Origin of the sequence: Corynebacterium sp. KPL2895 (assembly GCF_040225815.1) — a bacterium.
Taxonomy (GTDB): Bacteria; Actinomycetota; Actinomycetes; order Mycobacteriales; family Mycobacteriaceae; genus Corynebacterium; species Corynebacterium rhinophilum.
On the sequence record NZ_JBEHFY010000006.1, the window covers coordinates 48,557 to 65,070 of the forward strand.

Below are 16,514 nucleotides of genomic sequence, written 5' to 3' on the forward strand. Positions count from 1 at the left end.
GTGCTGCCTACCTGGGTGCTTGGCCGCGCAGATACTCGCCCAGGTAGGGCAAGAGAAAGCGCACGGTTCCATAGCGGTGGCTGGCGATGAGATCGCGTTCTAAAAGCAGCTTGCGGGCCATGGAAATGGCATTGGGAGTCTTGCCCAGGTGCGCCGCGATGGCACCGGTGGGAATATCAGGTCCGTGTTCGGCTTCCAGCTCCGCCATGGCGTTGAGAAAAGCGCGCTGGGCGTCAGGAACATTCTTCAACGCAATCTTGTGCACCTGGTTGCCCATATGCGCTGGAATCTCGCGCGCCATCGAGTACCGCATGGGTCCACGCCAAAGCGCCGACCAACTGCATTAGGTACGGATACCCCTGCACCAATGCGGTCGCCTCTTCCAAAGCGCGCTCGCTGAAACCGCGCCCAGCCACGGTGGCGGTGCTATGCAGGGTCTCAGCTACGGTGGCATCATCAAGCAGCCCCAAATCCAGCCTTTGAGCGCGGCGCTAAGAGGTAGTGCCCTCGTGGTCCAATAGTTCTTCTACCCCGAAGGTCAATCCCGCGGCGGCGAAGGCGATATCGTACTCGTCCCGAATGAGATCCTGGATGGCGGTGGCAAGCTGCGCAAGCTCGCCCACGGAAGCCGCTTGCACCTCATCGACAGTCAACAAGACTCCAGCATCATGCGCACGCGCGGCCTTCAAGAGGCTACGCAGCCGCGAGACCAAGCTGGGCTGGGCCTGGTTGTGGGGCAATTGTGTCGTCACAGATCCCACGCCCGCCACAGAGAATCCCGTGATCTTGCGGCCCGGATTCACCGTATAGTCCAGCTCCTCGATGGCTTCCGGAATCGTGGAATCACGCAGCTGCGCTACCATCTGGGCATCCGCATAGGCGCGGATAACAACCCACCCTAGGCGGCGCGCGGATTCTTCGAACTCATTGAGCAGCACGGTTTTGCCCACCCCGCGAGTACCGCTGACCAGCAAGGCGCGCTGCATGCTGCCCACACCACCCACGAGCCCATAGTTAAACGAGCTGATTTCAAATTTGCGCCCAGCCAGCTGCACCGGCGACGCGCCAAAACTGGGGCGAAAAGGATTCTTATCTGGAATCACTATGCCAGACCTTCCATTTAGATCTTTTAGAACTTCGCCGCCTCTTTAGAACTTTTAGATCTTTAAGTCATACGGAATGGCCGTTGACGCCTCACCCATTCAGTAAGGTGAGGGGCATGCTTTCCCAGTCCGTCGCCACCGCTTTGCGCCAAGAGATATCGGCCGGCAATTTTCAACCCGGCGAGCAGCTCAGCGAGGTAAAGGTGGCCGAGCAATTCGGTTGCTCCCGCAATACCCTCCGCGAGGCCTTCACCACGCTCGCAGCCGAGCGCCTGGTTGAACGCATCCCCCACCGCGGCGTCTTCATCGCCACCCCGGATGCCGCCTATATCCGCGATTTATTCGCCGCCCGCGCCGCCATCGAGCCGGCTGCCGCGCGGTGGGGCGCGTTTGCCGATGCCCCCTCGCTCATCTCCCTCGCATCCTCCGCCTTCGAATGCGCAAGGCGCGATAAACACCAGGAAGTCTCCTCCATTAACCAGCGCTTCCACCAAGCACTGGTAGCAGGACTTGATTCTCCCACCTTGGATGAGCAGATGAGCAACCTGCTCGCGCGCATGCGGCTTACCTTCTTATTGGTCATTCCCCGCTACCCGCAGCTGCACGCCGAGCACATTCAAGGCAACGTTGATGTGGCCACGCTCATCGCGGAGGGAAAACGCGAAGAGGCCACCACGCGCTTGCGCGATAGCCTCTTAGAAACCTGCGATACCATCTTGTCCTTCACGGACTAAGAAAGTAGCGGGGACAATGCCTAAGGGATGAGGTACTCCGCATCGCGGGCATTGGTCACCAGCATCTTGCCCGGCGCATGGGAAATGGCCAGCTCCGGCTTTGATTCCATCACGATGGCTTGCGGGGTGACCCCACACGCCCAAAAGACGGGCAAGCAGCCTTCTGGAATATCCACCGCATCACCAAAGTCTGGGTGCGCTAAATCCGCAATGCCGATAGCCGCTGGGTCCCCCACGTGCACCGGCGCGCCATGCACGGATGGATAGCGGGAGGTAATGCGCACCGCATCGGAGACCTGCGATGCCGGAATCGGGCGCATCGATACCACCATCGGTCCGGAAAATACGCCCGCAGGAGTAGTAGGAATATTCGTCCGGTACATCGGCACATTGCGTTGCTGTTTGATATGCGCGATCTCTATGCCCGCATCCACCAGCGCTGTTTCAAAGGTAAACGAGCAGCCGATAAGGAAGCTGACCATGTCAGGGGTGTAATGGGAGGTGGCATCGGCAAGCGTGGCCGTGTGCTCACCATGCTCAAAGATGCGATAGGCCGGGATATCGGTGCGGATATCGCCGCCAGGTAGCAGATCCGAGGTGTACTGGCCTGCCTCAAGCACGCCGACGATGGGGCACGGCTTGGGGTTGCGCTGGGCGAAAAGCAGGAAGTCGAAGGCGTATGCGCTGGGCAGCGAGAGCAGGTTGGCCTGCATGTAGCCTCGCGCGTGCCCGGCGGTGGTGGTCATCTCGTGGGTGCGCGCAAACTCGCGCACCTCTTCTGGCGTATGCATTATGCCCATATCGCCGTGATTCCTGAGACTGCTCGGAGACCGATGAAGATGGTGAGCAACCAGACCAGGCTGCCAAGGATAAGCAGCCACTTTGGGTACTTATAACCTTGCAGCAGGTCCTTGCGGCGCCAGGCCACCCACATCACCAGCGCGAAGCCGATGGGAAGGATGAGCCCGTTAATCGCACCGGCGAAGATCAAGAGCTTTTGCGGCGCGGAGTTGATTAGTACAAAAATGATCGTACAAACCGTAATGAAGATGACGGTGAAGATATTGCGGGTCCGGGACGAAGTTTCCTGGGTGGTCACGAAGGATACCGAGGTATAAGCGGCACCGATGACGGAAGAAAGGCCTGCGGCAAAGAGCACCATGCCGAATGCGCGGAGGCCGAATTCACCAGCTGCGTGGTAGAAGGCATCGGCGGCAGTATTATTTTCTTTTAGCGTGACGCCGGTAGCTACCACGCCCAATACCGCCAAGAAGAGCAGCATGCGCATAATACCGGTGACGATGATGCCACTGACGGAAGTCCGCGTAATGTTCTTGACGTTTTCAACGCCAGATAAGCCCGCATCGATCAACCGGTGCGCGCCGGCAAAAGTGATATAGCCGCCGACGGTGCCGCCGATGATGGTGGTGATGACAAAGAAATCAATTTCACCCGGCGCGACGGTATTCTTAAGCGCCTCCCCTACCGGCGGCTGGCTGACGATGGCCACATACAACATAAGCAGGATCATTACCGCGCCCAAGGCGGCCACGAGGCGGTCCAGCGCCATTCCAGCGCGGCGGGAGAGGAAGATGAACACCGCAATCGCCGCTGCAATGACGCCACCGATGCGGGCATCGATGCCCAGCATCGCGTTCAGGCCCAAGCCTGCGCCGGCGATATTACCGATATTAAAAATCGCCCCGCCGAAAAAGACGAAGCCTGCGAGCACCCAGCCCAATCCGGGCAGGACTGTATTGCCCAAGGTATTGGCGCGCATTCCCGTCACGCAGAGCACGCGCCACACATTAAGCTGGATGGCAATGTCCACCAAGATGGACAGCGCGATTGCGAAGGCAAAAGAAGCGCCCATCTGGACGGTAAAGACCGAAGTCTGGGTCAAAAAGCCCGGGCCAATGGCCGAGGTAGCCATGAGGAACATGGCGCCCGCCATGGCGCCAATGCCCTTGGGCGGGGTTTTCGCATCCGCCTGCGCATCCGCCTGTGCCGAGGCGGAAGCTTGTTTTTCAGCACTCACTAGTTTCACCTTTCGTGACGCCGGTCTCTCTTAAATGTGATTCGCATCATCATAATTGTTATTACGGAGGTTGTTCAACAACGTCTATAGCTAGGGGTGCTTCGGGGGTGATCTACGCTACTTTTCCCGCCTTTCGCCCCAGATATTCAACTATTGTCTCCACTACCCTATTCCGCTCATTGACCAGCTCTTTTGGCCCGAATCTCAATACGGTAAATTGCTGATTTTCGATTTCTCGTTGCCTGCGCATCTGTTCCTTGACCACTGTTTCCGGTGCTTTCCCATAAGTACCGTCGTACTTGGTATCCCCGTCGACCTCGACAATGAGCCACCCATCGATACATAAGTCAGCCCGGTACTTTCCCAATACGCGAAACTGTGGGTACACAGTGGCCGTGGGAATCCTTTCAATAATCAACGCCCGCAACAGCGACTCGTACGGTGATTCAGAACCGGCATACGCATGCTCCACCACCATTCTCATGGGGATAGGCCCCTTCATCCGAGCCATTGCTGCCCGAGTTTCCTTCAGATCTTCTAGCGAAACCAGGCCCGCACGCAATGCGGAATCGACCGCTACAAGCCCCTGCGCAAACCCATGTAGCCTAGCGATATCCAAGCACGTTCGTGCCGGATTAGTCACCCGAACCCCGGACTTTTCCACCGACGTCTCCCCTATACGTGACATTCGGTAATACTTTCGCGGCCACTGCGTGTGCGGTGGAATGCTTCCTGAAGGTGAAGCGAGCTCAACGAGCTCTTTTCTCCGGGGAATCACCCAAATTCCCCAAATACGCGCAGCTGACTTAGCCACCAATGACGCGCGGTGCGCACTTAAGCCGGCCGCTAAAGTAAGGGCAAGCTGTTGCTTATGCCATGGCCAGCTTTCCCACGTCGTTGTTTTCACTGCAATCCATGGAGCGACTCGCTTTAATTCTCCCGTGTACAGCGCGGGATAGTAAGGACTAGTTGAACCTGCATAGCGAAGATTAATTAACTCATGATTTAACATGCTCTTTATCTTCGCTGCTTCCTAGAGAAACTGCTGAGCGTGATGCTCCAAATGGTCATATTCTGAGCTCCCCGCTGGGCATCCGCATTGAACGGGTCTAATCCCACGGAACGGGCGACTAGTACCTTTTGCGAAGGATAGGTAGTCGGTCGCTTTGGTCAGGGTTGGAAGGTCAGCCTCCTATGGTCAACCTCCACTGCAATAACTGAGCAAACTCGCTCCTCAAATATCGCAAATTCTCTTCAAATATTGCATGGGACCCTGCACTTTCGGAGCATCCTGAAACGGCTTTCTCAGTGCCCGTTGCCACGCTTCCGGAAGAGGCCTTTGAGCAGCCGGTTGCAGAGCTTCTTGAAGCAGCTTATGCAAGGCATCCTGAAGAGCCCTTTGAGCAGCCCAGTGGACAGCTCTTTGTTGCACTGTTGCGGGAGGGGCCGCAACGAGTCCTAAAACTATCGCGAACAGTCACGAATCGAGTCCACATCAGGCGCGTGCAGCTCACCGCTGGAATGGGGCGTGATTTACTAGAACCAATGGAACCCCTCGAGCTCTCAGCACTCACCGGCACGCAATCGCGTACCTACGGCACCCGCAAAATCACCAAGGACATGGTGTCTGCGCCGGTCCATGTGGCGATCGCCCTGTGGGACGAACGCTGGGACTCAGCGGAGGACGGAACCATCGAGGGCTGGGTCATCGCGGTCAACACTCCGCAGGCACGCTTTGTACGCAAAGGCCAGATCAAAAAGGGCGATATCGTCAAAGTTGCAGTTAGCGAGCTACAGCGCGCCCTGCGCGGAATCGATGGACGTACCTGGATTGTCACTGGTCGCAGGCAAAATGCGCTGCGATCGGCACTCGAGAAGCGCGGCTATACGGTGACGGGGAGCTTTGCGGGGGAGAATCGGGCATCGGCAAGCGCGAGCTCCGCACGCCGCAAACAAGCTGGCTTGACCGCGCGGAAGGCCCGCAAGCTGGGCGAGGCCCCGAAGAAGAAGGAAGCAAACAAGGTCGAAACGCCAGAGGCGAAATGGTGGCCGAATTTCTCGCATACGACATCCTGGCCGACGGGCGCGGTGGTGCGCATCGCTACCGATGCTTCCTCCGATACCGTATTCAAGGGGTCGATGTGTTTCGTGGCGGGAAACGGTGACTACCGCCTGCACACCCGCGAGACGAAAGCTAGCACGGATGAACTGGAGTTAGAAGCGCTCACGCTCGCCTTAAAGTACCTGCTCAAGGTAGGTGCGACGAAGGCCGTGATCGAATCCGATTCTGTTGCGGCATTGGATGCTGTCAACCACATTGTGCACAAGAAAGGCTCGAAGGCGGCACGGCCGGGACGCAGGTGGCGCGGTGTCTCGTCTAGTGCGCGCTCCCGATTCCAACAGGCCTGGGGCGATCTAGAAGGCACCTGCGAAGTGGATATTCGCCGTGTGCTCGGTCATGCCGGGGATCCGCTCAATCGCGCCGCCGATCAGATTGCGTATATGGGGCTGCGCGCCATTGCGCACCCCATGAAGCAATCGCGGCCTACCTTGCAAAGCGGGATCAGCAAGGCGCTCAAGGCAGTGTAGCCTCGGTTACCTCCGCAGTCGCCGCCACAGGATTCGCGCTGCGGAATGCGGGGTCGCCGCAACCTCGCGTAGGTAATTGCGCGGCATCGACAGCCACGGCGTGCGCGCGGGGTGAACATTAATCGCAATGCCCAAATGCCAGGCCCACAATGTGGTGCGCAGGGCATGGAAATCGTTGGTGACCACCTGCAATACGGCATCTGGTGCAAGGCTATGTGCGTTTTCTAAATTTTCATTTGTACTGGTAGCAGCCGGTTCCACAAGCACATTCCCAGGATCAACGCCTCGCTTGATGAGGTACTCAGCCATCGCGCCCGCTTCCCCGCAGCCAGAGACGATAACTGTCTGCCCAGAATAGAGCTCAAGCGTCTTATCCAAACGAGACCGCAGCATGGCGCCCGGATGACCGTGGGTAACACGAGAGCCCAAAACAAGGAGCGGATCGCGCGGGGAATCTTCCATGCACATTAGCTTAGACCGGCGCGAGCCCTTGACAGACACAGGTACTGAACCGTAGATTGAGACACAAGTGTGCAATCGATTGCACGACCCATCGAAGCTGCTCTAACCCTAGGAGCCGAATTGGCCGCAACCACCCTCAAGCACGTAGCCGCCGCAGCTGGGGTGTCCATTTCCACCGCCTCGCGCGCGCTGGCAGGAAATCCAGCTATTTCCGCAGCCACCCGCAGGCGCGTAAAACAAGCAGCCGAACAGCTCAATTACCGCCCAAATGCCCAGGCACGCGCGCTGCGCAACGCACGGTCCAACGCCATCGGCCTCGTCATACCAAGCCTGGATAACTCGTATTTCGCCGCCATGGCCGCCGCAATTGAACAAGAAGCTAATGCTCACGGTGTCGCCACCATGATTACCAGCTGCGGCGAGGATCCTGCGCGTTTGGAACGCGCCCTCGATGCCCTCACGCAGCGGCAGGTTGATGGAATAATTACTGTTCCCTTCGATGGCACAGAAGACGCCATCCGCCAGGCCCATTCCCATCGGCCGTTGCTATTGATTGACCGAACACTGGGAGAATTTCCCGCCGTGATTTCTGATCCTGGTCCGGGAATGCATAAGGCAATTGCGCAGCTCAAGGACAAAGGCCATACCTCGATTGGCTATCTTTCCGGCCCCCAAGAAACCTCTACCGGCAGGCAGCGCCTCTCTGTATTCGCAGAAGCAGCCCGCGACCTTGATATCCACATTCACCACGGCAGCTTCCGGCACCGCGAGGGATATAAGGGCGCGATCGAACTACTTAATGCAGGGGTCACGGCCATCGTTGCCGCTGACTCGATGATGACTGCAGGCGCATTAGAAGCCTGTCATAATTCCGGCAAGGCCATTGGAGAGGAAGTCGCACTCGTCGGTTTCGATGACTTCATTTACCTGCGCTTCCAGCCGGCGCCCATATCCGTAGTGGACCAAAACGTCGACCACATGGGCAAGATAGCCACCGCAGAACTCATCGCGGCCATCAAAAATAAGCGCCCGCCTCAAGGATCGATAATCGATACGCGATATATCCCCCGCATGTCCACTGCATTCACCGTAGAATCCGATTCATAGGAGGATTTCCAATGAGCAAACTCACCGTCGTCGGCTCGATTAATGCTGACCTTATTGTCCATGCCGAACGCCACCCGCACCCCGGCGAAACGCTGCTGGGCTCCGGCGGCGAGATCCTCGCTGGCGGCAAGGGCGCGAACCAAGCGGTCGCCGCTGCGCAATTGGGCGCCAATGTAGCTTTCGTCGGCGCGGTCGGTTCCGATCCCTACGCCGAGCCCGCCATGCACTACATGCACAGCTCCGGCATCGATCTCAGCGCGGTGGAACAGTCCGATACCACTACCGGCTTGGCGGTCATCACGGTCTCCGCCGATGGGGAAAACACCATCGTCATCTTCCCCGGCGCCAACGCTCTTGTCGATGCCCCCTTCGTCACCGCCCGCCAATCCACCATCGCCGATGCGGACGTGGTCCTGCTCCAGGGCGAAATCCCCGCCTCCGGTTTCAAAGCCGCAGTCGATGCCGCCCAAGGACGCGTGGTCGTCAACCTCGCCCCAGTCATCGAGGTGGACCGCGACGCCCTCCTGCAGGCCGATCCCCTCATGGCCAACGAGCACGAGGCTGGCCTCATCCTTGAGCAACTGGGCCTTTCTTCCACCGGCACCCCGCGCGAGCTCGCTCACCGCCTCGTCTCCGCCGGCTTTAAATCGGTGGTGCTGACCCTCGGGGCCGAAGGCGCCTACGTAGCAACGCCCGATTCCAACACGGGCATCCCCACCCCACAGATCACCGCAGTCGATACCACCGGCGCCGGCGATGCCTTTGCCGGTGCTTTTTGCACCAAGCTCCTTGAAGGCGCCACGCTTGTCGATGCCGCCACCTTCGCCGCCCGCGTCGGTGCCTTCGCCGCCACCAGCGCCGGCGCCCAGCCGTCCTATCCCACGACCTCTTCGAGGTTGCCAGAGGTCACGCAGAAATAGAACTGTGTTCGGTGGTATCTAGCCGTAGATTGGTTCGGACTCAAATCCGGCGAGAATCCAATGCCACTGCCACGCGGGCTTGTGAACGTGCGACGTGAAGTTGGTGCGGCCCTCGTCTGCTTCGATTATTTGCTGCACTACATCAACTAAGTGGTGCTTCACGCAGCTCCCCGAGTACCGCAACACCGTATAGCCTTTCACCGCAGCGTTATTTCCCTTCCATCGGTCTTTAATGAAGGTACCTAGGTCTTCAGCCTTGTGGTAGTCGTAACCATCAATCTCTACCGCCACCTTACCCACCACAATGTCCCACAGGTACGGACCGATTTGGTGGTTAACCTGCACCTTTTTATCGCGCTCCTGCAATGCGCGGGTCACCTTTCTCTCCGCTTCACTATCGGCACCGATGGCGGCCTTTTTCACCAATTCTTTAACCCTTGCTGGTACCCGAGAGATAGCGCCCCGTTCCTTCTCTAGGGCTTGTTTCCCGCGTCGCGTCTGATAGCGCGCTTCTAGCATCGCCACTGCGTCCGCTTCGCTTACTTCTCCCGCAGCCAAAAGCGGATTCTGCACGGGAACGCCTTCATGGCTAAAGGTCGTTGTCTGACGCGTACGCTGCACTTTTAACCAAGTGGAGTTGGCTAGCGGGTGCTCGTAGGCACAATGCAGCGGAAAGGTCAGTTCCTTCTTGGAATAGAGCTCAACCGCAGATTTCCCCGCGAGCATTATTCCAGGCCATTTTTCATGCACGATGCGAGCAAGCTCGAATGGCGTAGGTTTCCGCCACGTATACAGCCCACGGCGAATTTTAATTATCTTGCCGCTGGCCAGACCGGACCTCAGTTGCCTTTGATTCAACCCCGATACTAAAAGTTCCTTCATCTACTCCCCCTCGGAGCACTTACGCCCCGAGTGGAAGTGTAAGTGAGGCAGCGCGGACTCGCAGGGCCACGTGCCACCGACCTCAGCCCTGAGGCGTCCATAATAACCGCATTCCTCTAAAAATCAGGCCGAAAAATGAAGAAACGCGGTTGTTTTGAACGCAGCGCCGCCCGATGAACGCCCTAGGAGCCAGGAAACCTACGCAATCATACAAAAATGTCCAAAACAACCGCGTTCTTATAAAAATCAGGCCGAAAAATGAAGAAACGCGGTTGTTTTGGACACGGCGTGCTAGTGACTACTCCCCTAGCAGCTTCGAGCGCAGGTTCTTATCCTTCTGCTCGACTTCTTCTGCCATCTTTTCTTGGTAGGCGACCATATTGTCTTGCAGCGCGAGGTCTCCGGCGCCCAGGATGCGGGCGGCCAGCAGGCCGGCGTTCTTTGCGCCGCCGATGGAGACGGTGGCCACGGGAACGCCGCTAGGCATCTGCACGATAGAAAGCAGGGAGTCTAGGCCATCGAGGTCCTTGAGTGCGCGCGGAATGCCGATAACGGGCAGCGGCGTGGCCGCTGCAACCATGCCCGGCAGGTGGGCGGCGCCACCGGCACAGGCGATGATGGCCTTAAGGCCGCGGGAGTGCGCTCCCTTGGCGTAGGCCAGCATCTTTTCCGGGGTGCGGTGGGCGCTAACCACGCCGACCTCAAAGGGGATGCCGAAGTCCGCGAGGACTTCCGCGGCGGGTTCGACGGTGGGCCAATCCGAATCCGAGCCCATGATGATTCCTACCTGCGGTTCCATAATGTCCTTTCTAGGTTTTAAGAGTTATGCCCACGTTGCGTGCATGAGAAAGTGCGCGGCCTGGCGGGCGGCATCGCGGGTCTCATCGAGTGATGTACCAGCGACATTGACGTGGCCGATCTTGCGGCCAGCGCGGTGGTCCTTGCCGTACAGGTGAATCTTGGCGTGCGGGTAGCGTTCCATGACCTCGCGCACACGCTGCGGCATAGGCATCCTGGGATCTTCGTCCGCGCCGAGAACATTTGCCATAACGGTCACCGGGGCTAGGGCGTCCACCGCACCCAAGGGCAGGTCGAGTACGGCGCGCAGGTGCTGTTCGAACTGCGAGGTCACGCAGCCATCCTGGGTCCAGTGGCCGGTATTGTGCGGGCGCATGGCCAATTCATTAACGGAGATGTCCTCGCCATTTTCACCGTTGAAGGCGAAAAGCTCCACGGCTAGCACGCCGGTCACGCCGAGGGATTCGGCAATGCTTAGCCCCAGCGCAGAGGCGCGTTCGGCCAGATCAGGCGAGAGATCGGGCGCGGGCGCGATGGCCTCGGCACAGATGCCGTTGGCCTGGCGGGACTGGGTAATGGGCCAGACCTTGGCTTCACCGGATGGGCGGCGCGCTACCAAGATGGACAGCTCGCGGGTCAGATCCACCTTCTCTTCGGCCATGAGCGGCGTGCCGGCGTCTAATAGCTCGGCGACGAGCTCATCAAGATCGGCATCCGAGGGAAACCACACGCCCTTGCCGTCATAGCCACCGCGGCGGGCCTTGAGACAAACGCGCCCGTCTACGGCATCGAAAAAAGCGCGGGCATCAGCAACGGATTCGATTGCGCTAAACCGCGGAACGGGCGCCCCCAGTGCGGAGAGCTTTTCCCGCATGTCCAGCTTGTCCTGGGCATAGCGCAGGGCGCTGGGCTGGGGCTGGACGTTAAAGGAGGCATCGATAAGCGCGGCGGAATGCTCATTGGGCACATGCTCATGCTCGAAGGTAACCGCATCCGCGCCGCGGGCTGCCGCGAGCAGATCCTCGTACTTGTGATAATCGCCCACCACGATGTCCGGGGTGACCTGCGCGGTCGAAGAATCCGGGCTACCAGCAAGAATCCGCAGATGAATATCGAGTTCAGCGGCGGCAGGCTGCATCATGCGCGCCAGCTGACCATCGCCACAGACAGTTACAATAGGTTTTGAGACACTCACGCCCACAATATTAGCTTGGATACCATGTTTACCCGTCATTCGATCTTCCAGAACTCCCTCATGAGCGCCCTCCTTGATGGCATTTATGACGGCGAGATGACCATCTCTGAGCTGCTAGGAAAGGGCAATTTCGGCATCGGTACCTTTAATGGCCTCGATGGTGAAATGATTATCCTGGACGGGACCTGCTACCAACTGCGCGGCGATGGCTCCGCACGGGTTGCGGACTTGGACCAGCAAACCCCTTATGCCGTGGCCACCAACTTTGTGCCGCGCATTCTTGTCGATGCCCCACGGGGCCTGCGCCGCGACGAGCTTTCCGCCTTCATCGATGAGGTGGAACCTTCCGCCAACTACATGTACGCGGTCCGTATCACGGGCAGGTTCTCTGAGGTCACCACGCGCACCGTGGTCAAACAAACCAAGCCCTATCCCCCAATGACCAAGGCGGTCGGTGGCGATAAAGAGCTGCACTTTAGCGATGTCGAAGGCGTCATCGGCGGCTTCCGCACTCCCGTGTACGAGCGCGGGATTTCGGTGCCAGGATGCCACGTGCACTTTATCGACGCCGCGCGGCAATCCGGCGGATATGTGCTGGATTACACCGTGGATGAGGCGAAAATCGAGCTCTGCCCCGGTTCCGATCTAGAACTGCGCCTGCCGCTGACCCAAGAATTCAGCAGCGCTAACCTCGCACCGGAGGATCTTGATAAGCAATTACACTCGACCGAGGTTAAAACCAAGGGCGATCATTAATAATCTCTGCTACCTGCTTTGACTTGGCTACGATGGGAAAATACATGGCCCTGTCCCAGCCATTGAGCGCAATGGAGATACCGCCGCGGCGCTTGCGGGCGCCGCGAATATCTTCCAGCGGAATTGAATCGATGTGGCGGCCTTCCCGCACAATGACGCGGCGATTGGTCACGATGAACCGCTTGCGGCGAGCCTTATAAAACGGAATGAGAAAGCGCCACGTGCTCAGCCCGGCCCACAAGACGACGAGCCCGTTGCGCAGCATGGGTTCTACTCCCTGGGCATCGCACCAGCCGATGGCAATCCACAGCACGCCCGTAATGAGGATGAGCTCCAGAAATGGGAAAACGAGCGCGCGAAATGGCGCGGATACATCCGCGCGCTTGACCTCGCCTTGGCCCATCTTCATCAATCCCATAGCCATGGATAGTACCAGTGCGAGGCAGCGCTACTCGGACTGCGCGAACTACCACCCGACGCCTGCTGCGCGTCGCCTGCCGCGCGATACCTATCGCGCGGCGACTATCGCGCGGCGCCGATCGTGCGACATCTAACGTGCGGCGCCTATCGCGCCGGACGCAGATGCGTCACGTCACCGGCGGAGTAGTACTCGCCTGCGACGTTAATGCGGCCGTCCTCACCAATGCCCTCAACACGGCCGATGACATCGCCAGTCGGGGTCTCCAGCCGCACCTCCTGGTCAATAGATGAGCACACCGCGCGGTAATCCTGCATAAGCTGCGGATCCTGGTTCTCCCACTGCGTAATGCGGCGGCGCAGGTTTTTCAGCACGGTAATGGCCAGCTCGGTGCGGTCGGTATCGCGGCCTTCCAGAGCCAACGAGGTGGCCTTTTCAATGGGCAATTCTTCGCGGCTGAGCGTGACATTAATACCCATGCCTACGACCACGCGCGCAGAGGGCGCCTGCCCGCCGACGGCCTTATTTACTTCGGCTTTATTGACTTCAGCTTTGTTGACCTCAGCCTTGTTCAACTCAGTTTTATTCAGTTCTGCCTTATTGACCTCAGTCTTCGGTGCGGACTTGAAGGCTTGGCCCACGGGACCGGCCTCGGCAAGGATGCCGCAGAGTTTATTGCCATCGATATGCACGTCATTCGGCCATTTCAGCACGGAGCCCTCGATGGAATCGGTCACGGCCAGGCCCGCAGCCAGCGGAAGCGTGCCCAAGTGGTCGAGAGAATCGGGCAAAAGCAGCACGGAAAAGATCACCTGGGATTCGGCTGGCGCCGTCCACGCCCGGCCGAGGCGGCCTTTGCCGGACAACTGCTCATCGGCAAGCAGCACGGTGCCATCGGTGACATTGATGGCCTGCATCAGATCGGTATTGGTGGAACCGGTCTGATCCACAAAATCGATGGTGGTGAAGTCCTCTGCCAGGGCGGTGCGGATGCGGTGCTTATCAAGTGCAGTCATAGATTCCAAGATACCGTCCGCTGGTGGTGCTAGTGTGTTGCGCATGGCAAAGGTCACTTTTGAAAAGGTAAATATCACTTACCCCGGCGCGGCGGCGCCCACCGTGAAGGAATTGGACCTAGAAATCGCGGACGGCGAGTTCCTCGTTTTGGTGGGCCCTTCTGGCTGCGGCAAGTCCACGACGCTGCGCGCGCTGGCCGGCCTTGAACCAACGTCTAGTGGCCGGATTCTCATCGATGATACGGATGTCACGGGCCTTGAACCGGGTGATCGCGATATTGCGATGGTTTTTCAAAATTATGCGCTCTACCCGCACCTTTCGGTGGAAGAAAACATGGGCTTTTCGCTCAAGCTGGCGAAGCTCCCCAAGGCTGAAATCAAGCAAAAGGTCCAGGAAGCCGCAGAGATGCTGGGGTTGAGCGAGTTCCTTAAGCGCAAGCCCAAGGACCTCTCGGGCGGTCAGCGCCAGCGCGTTGCCATGGGCCGTGCTATTGTGCGCAACCCTAAGGCCTTCCTCATGGATGAGCCGCTCTCTAACCTGGATGCGAAGCTGCGCGTGCAAACCCGTACGGAGCTTGCGAGCCTGCAGCAGCGACTTGGTACCACCACGGTCTATGTCACCCACGACCAGGTCGAGGCCATGACGCTGGGGCACCGAGTCGCGGTGCTGAAAGATGGCGAATTGCAACAGGTTGCCCCGCCGCGCGAACTTTATGCGGAACCGGCCAACGAGTTCGTCGCCGGCTTTATTGGTTCGCCTGCAATGAATATCTTTGACCACGACGGCGAGCGCCTGGGGGTGCGCCCGGAAAATATGCACCTCAATGAGGGGGCTGAGGGACTGCGCGGCGTGGTCGACCTGGTTGAAGAGTTGGGTTCCGAATCCTTTGTCTACGCCACGGTGGGTAGCGCACGGTTCGTGGCCCGGTGTGAAGGCACCCCGCCGCAGCGCGGTGAGGAGGTTGTATTGACCTTTGATGCAAGCGCTGCACACCGCTTTGACCCAGAAACCGGGCGACGTATCTCCACCTCCTAAATTACCCCCCATTTAGAGGTGAATAATCAAAATCTATTCTGCGCGCGGTGTTTGTAAATTATTTTTAAGGAACACCCAAGCTTTCTGAAAGGTGAATTCCCATGAAGAAGTACTTCATTCGCACCACAGTCGCCACCACGGCAGTATTGGCGCTGGCAGGCTGCTCCACGTCTGACGACGGTGCAGATAACGCGGATGGCTCCGCATCCGGTTCCGGCGCTGACTCCCACGGCCCCATCACCTTTGCCATGGGCAAGAACGACACGGATAAGATCACTCCCATCATCGATAAGTGGAATGAAGAAAATCCGGATGAAAAGGTCACCCTCAAGGAGCTCGCGGGCGAGGCCGATGCCCAGCGCGAAACCCTGGTGCAGTCCCTCCAGGCTGGCAATGATGACTACGATGTCATGGCCCTCGACGTGGTCTGGACCGCGGAATTCGCCGCCAACCAGTGGCTCCAGCCGCTTAACGGTAACTTCGAGACCGATACCTCGGAGCTCTTGCCCGCCACCGTGGAATCGGCCATCTACAACGACGTGCTGTATGCGCTCCCGCAAAACACCAACGGCCAGCTCCTCTTCCGCAATACTGAGCTCGCGGACGCTACCCCGGAGAAATTCGCTGACCTCGAATCCGCCTGCAAGGCCCTGGAAGATGACAAGAAGTGCCTGACCACCCAGCTCAAGCAGTACGAGGGCTTGGCTTTGAACACCGCCGGCTTCATGGAGGGCTGGGGCGGCTCGGTGCTTGACGATGACGGCAATGCCACCGTCGACTCCAAGGAAGCCCAGGAAGGCCTGCAGGCCATGGTGGATGCTTATGAAGACGAAATCATCTCCAAGGACTCCACCGCCGCCACCGAGGAAGAGACCAACATGGCCTTCACCGAAGGCAAGACCGCCTTCGCAGTGAACTGGCCCTACATGTACACCAATGCCGTAGATGCCGGCATTGACGTTGAGGTCCAAGCACCGCTGGGCAAGGATGGCGTTGGCGTGTCCACCTTGGGCGGCTACAACAACGGCATCAACATCAATTCCAAGAACAAGGGCACCGCCCTGGACTTCATGAACTTCATCATCAATGAGGAGAACCAGAAGTCCTTTGCTGAGCAGTCCTTCCCGCCGGTTCTTTCCTCCATCTACGATGATCCACAGTTGCAGGAGGAATTCCCCTACTTGCCAGCGCTGAAGGAATCCCTAGAAAACGCCGCACCGCGTCCGGTATCGCCGTTCTATTCCGCCATCTCTAAGGCCATTCAGGACAACGCTTATGCCGCGCTTACCGATGGCAAGTCCGTCGAGGATGCCACCTCCGATATGAAGGCGGCCATCGATTCTGCTTCGCAGGGTTAAAGAAGCCCTCCCTGGACCTCGTATCCTACGGGCAGGGAGCATGCTGAAAAGCGAGAAATATATAGCGAACCGCTAGTACACAAATGGGTGAGGAAGGCGCAT

The 16,514-nt window shown here is 58.6% G+C and carries 18 protein-coding genes; 7 read left to right on the top strand and 11 right to left on the bottom strand.

The features are described from left to right. Nucleotides 1-7 precede the first annotated feature (7 nt). Together ABRP95_RS03925 and ABRP95_RS03930 are read right to left on the bottom strand one after the other, a co-directional pair. Entirely contained in the window at nt 8-313 is a 306-nt protein-coding gene (locus ABRP95_RS03925; RefSeq protein WP_349838980.1) for a DUF8462 domain-containing protein, read from the bottom strand. A 178-nt stretch (nt 314-491) separates the two neighbouring features. Next, nucleotides 492-1,103: an ATP-binding protein gene (locus tag ABRP95_RS03930; RefSeq protein ID WP_349838981.1), complete on the bottom strand. Its 612-nt coding sequence runs from the start codon at nt 1,101-1,103 to the stop codon at nt 492-494. Nucleotides 1,104-1,219: 116 nt separating this feature from the next. Here ABRP95_RS03930 and ABRP95_RS03935 point away from each other — a divergent pair, with 116 nt between their 5' ends. Next, nucleotides 1,220-1,837, top strand: coding sequence for a GntR family transcriptional regulator (locus ABRP95_RS03935; RefSeq protein WP_349838982.1), 618 nt, complete (start codon nt 1,220-1,222; stop codon nt 1,835-1,837). Between the two features lie 20 nt (nt 1,838-1,857). Here ABRP95_RS03935 and ABRP95_RS03940 read toward each other — a convergent pair whose 3' ends face one another. The 3 genes from ABRP95_RS03940 to ABRP95_RS03950 all read right to left on the bottom strand — a co-directional run bounded on the left by ABRP95_RS03940 (nt 1,858) and on the right by ABRP95_RS03950 (nt 4,887). Next, nucleotides 1,858-2,637 (bottom strand): putative hydro-lyase, encoded by a 780-nt coding sequence (locus ABRP95_RS03940; RefSeq protein ID WP_284770064.1) that lies wholly within the window; start codon nt 2,635-2,637, stop codon nt 1,858-1,860. Further along, the gene (locus tag ABRP95_RS03945; protein WP_284781960.1) at nt 2,628-3,791 is read right to left on the bottom strand and encodes an NRAMP family divalent metal transporter; all 1,164 of its coding nucleotides are present in this window, start codon (nt 3,789-3,791) and stop codon (nt 2,628-2,630) included. Before ABRP95_RS03945 ends, ABRP95_RS03940 begins: the two co-directional genes overlap by 10 nt. Nucleotides 3,792-3,987: 196 nt before the next feature. Continuing rightward, complete coding sequence (locus ABRP95_RS03950) at nt 3,988-4,887, bottom strand: DUF559 domain-containing protein (protein ID WP_349838983.1); 900 nt, start codon at nt 4,885-4,887, stop codon at nt 3,988-3,990. A gap of 533 nt (nt 4,888-5,420) precedes the next feature. Between ABRP95_RS03950 and ABRP95_RS03955 the strand changes: the two genes are divergently transcribed. Beyond that, a complete protein-coding gene (locus tag ABRP95_RS03955) occupies nt 5,421-6,464 on the top strand; it encodes an RNase H family protein (protein ID WP_284784459.1) in 1,044 nt (347 codons plus the stop codon). A gap of 6 nt (nt 6,465-6,470) precedes the next feature. On the opposite strand, the gene ABRP95_RS03960 is transcribed toward ABRP95_RS03955, so the two are convergent. Next, a complete protein-coding gene (locus tag ABRP95_RS03960) occupies nt 6,471-6,926 on the bottom strand; it encodes a YdcF family protein (RefSeq protein ID WP_284781814.1) in 456 nt (151 codons plus the stop codon). Nucleotides 6,927-7,046: 120 nt separating this feature from the next. On the opposite strand from ABRP95_RS03960, the gene ABRP95_RS03965 reads away from it, so the two are divergent. Together ABRP95_RS03965 and ABRP95_RS03970 are read left to right on the top strand one after the other, a co-directional pair. Continuing rightward, on the top strand, nt 7,047-8,033 hold the full coding sequence (locus tag ABRP95_RS03965) for a LacI family DNA-binding transcriptional regulator (protein ID WP_284781816.1): 987 nt from the start codon (nt 7,047-7,049) through the stop codon (nt 8,031-8,033). 11 nt (nt 8,034-8,044) lie between these two features. Then, on the top strand, nt 8,045-8,953 hold the full coding sequence (locus ABRP95_RS03970; protein ID WP_349838984.1) for a ribokinase: 909 nt from the start codon (nt 8,045-8,047) through the stop codon (nt 8,951-8,953). Between the two features lie 18 nt (nt 8,954-8,971). On the opposite strand, the gene ABRP95_RS03975 is transcribed toward ABRP95_RS03970, so the two are convergent. The 3 genes from ABRP95_RS03975 to ABRP95_RS03985 all read right to left on the bottom strand — a co-directional run bounded on the left by ABRP95_RS03975 (nt 8,972) and on the right by ABRP95_RS03985 (nt 11,867). After that, nucleotides 8,972-9,835, bottom strand: coding sequence for an endonuclease domain-containing protein (locus ABRP95_RS03975; protein ID WP_349838985.1), 864 nt, complete (start codon nt 9,833-9,835; stop codon nt 8,972-8,974). A gap of 298 nt (nt 9,836-10,133) precedes the next feature. Further along, nucleotides 10,134-10,634 (bottom strand): 5-(carboxyamino)imidazole ribonucleotide mutase, encoded by a 501-nt coding sequence (purE, locus tag ABRP95_RS03980; RefSeq protein ID WP_284852101.1) that lies wholly within the window; start codon nt 10,632-10,634, stop codon nt 10,134-10,136. Between the two features lie 24 nt (nt 10,635-10,658). Continuing rightward, nucleotides 10,659-11,867 carry a 5-(carboxyamino)imidazole ribonucleotide synthase gene (locus tag ABRP95_RS03985; protein ID WP_284781823.1) on the bottom strand — a complete coding sequence of 403 codons (1,209 nt, stop codon included), beginning with the start codon at nt 11,865-11,867 and terminating at the stop codon, nt 10,659-10,661. On the opposite strand from ABRP95_RS03985, the gene budA reads away from it, so the two are divergent. Continuing rightward, nucleotides 11,853-12,584, top strand: a complete 732-nt coding sequence (gene budA / locus ABRP95_RS03990; RefSeq protein WP_349838986.1) for an acetolactate decarboxylase — start codon at nt 11,853-11,855, stop codon at nt 12,582-12,584. The two genes, ABRP95_RS03985 and budA, sit on opposite strands and share 15 nt — an antisense overlap. On the opposite strand, the gene ABRP95_RS03995 is transcribed toward budA, so the two are convergent. Continuing rightward, entirely contained in the window at nt 12,562-13,002 is a 441-nt protein-coding gene (locus ABRP95_RS03995; protein ID WP_349838987.1) for a YdbT family protein, read from the bottom strand. The genes budA and ABRP95_RS03995 overlap by 23 nt on opposite strands. Before the next feature lie 146 nt (nt 13,003-13,148). Next, a complete protein-coding gene (locus ABRP95_RS04000) occupies nt 13,149-14,018 on the bottom strand; it encodes a biotin--[acetyl-CoA-carboxylase] ligase (RefSeq protein ID WP_284770075.1) in 870 nt (289 codons plus the stop codon). A gap of 43 nt (nt 14,019-14,061) precedes the next feature. Between ABRP95_RS04000 and ABRP95_RS04005 the strand changes: the two genes are divergently transcribed. Together ABRP95_RS04005 and ABRP95_RS04010 are read left to right on the top strand one after the other, a co-directional pair. Beyond that, the gene (locus ABRP95_RS04005) at nt 14,062-15,054 is read left to right on the top strand and encodes an ABC transporter ATP-binding protein (protein WP_349838988.1); all 993 of its coding nucleotides are present in this window, start codon (nt 14,062-14,064) and stop codon (nt 15,052-15,054) included. 101 nt (nt 15,055-15,155) lie between these two features. Next, nucleotides 15,156-16,412, top strand: a complete 1,257-nt coding sequence (locus tag ABRP95_RS04010) for an ABC transporter substrate-binding protein (protein ID WP_349838989.1) — start codon at nt 15,156-15,158, stop codon at nt 16,410-16,412. Nucleotides 16,413-16,514 lie beyond the last annotated feature (102 nt).